Below are 750 nucleotides of genomic sequence, written 5' to 3'. Positions count from 1 at the left end.
GCTGGATGACCGGGTCTCCGCGGTCGTCGGCACGGCAGTAGAGGCCGGCATCGAACAGCGCCTTGGAGAGGAAGCCGCGCAGGAGCCGCTCCGACTCCTCCTCGTCGAAGCTCTCCTTGGTCGCCTTGTCCTTGACCAGCTCGATCCCGTAGAAGTAGCCGGCGCCACGGATCTCGCCGACGATCGGCAGGCTCGACAGCTTGTCGAGGGTCAGCCGGAACGACTCCTCGTTCGCCCGGACGTGCTCCAGCACCTTCTCGTCCTCGAACGCCTGCAGGTTGGCCAGCGCCACCGCGGTGGCCACCGGGTGACCGCCGAAGGTGTAGCCGTGGGCGAAGATCGCCTGGTCCTTCAGGAACGGTTCCATCAGGCGGTCCGAGGCGATCATCGCGCCGAGCGGGGCGTACCCGGAGGTGATGCCCTTGGCGCAGGTGATGATGTCGGGCTGGTAGCCGTAGCGCTCGGCGCCGAACATGTGGCCGAGCCGGCCGAACGCGCAGATCACCTCGTCGGAGACCAGCAGGACGTCGTACTCGTCGCAGATCTCGCGGACCCGCTGCCAGTAGCCCGGGGGCGGCACGAAGCAGCCGCCGGCGTTCTGGACCGGCTCGAGGAAGACCGCGGCCACGGTCTCGGGGCCCTCGTTCTCGATCGCGACCGCGATCTGGTCCGCGGCCCAGCGGCCGAACGCCTCCGGGTCGTCCTGGTGGACCGGGGCACGGTAGAAGTTCGTGTTCGGGACCCGGAACG

At 68.9% G+C, this 750-nt stretch carries 1 protein-coding gene; it reads right to left on the bottom strand.

Annotated elements, in window-relative coordinates; all coding sequences use genetic code 11:
- Window positions 1-750 (bottom strand): aminotransferase class III-fold pyridoxal phosphate-dependent enzyme (locus EKO23_RS24770; protein ID WP_134721259.1); only part of this gene is annotated, 750 nt, incomplete at both ends.

Source organism: Nocardioides guangzhouensis, from assembly GCF_004519545.1.
GTDB lineage: Bacteria > Actinomycetota > Actinomycetes > Propionibacteriales > Nocardioidaceae > Nocardioides > Nocardioides guangzhouensis.
This window is presented reverse-complemented; position numbering and strand designations above follow the sequence as displayed.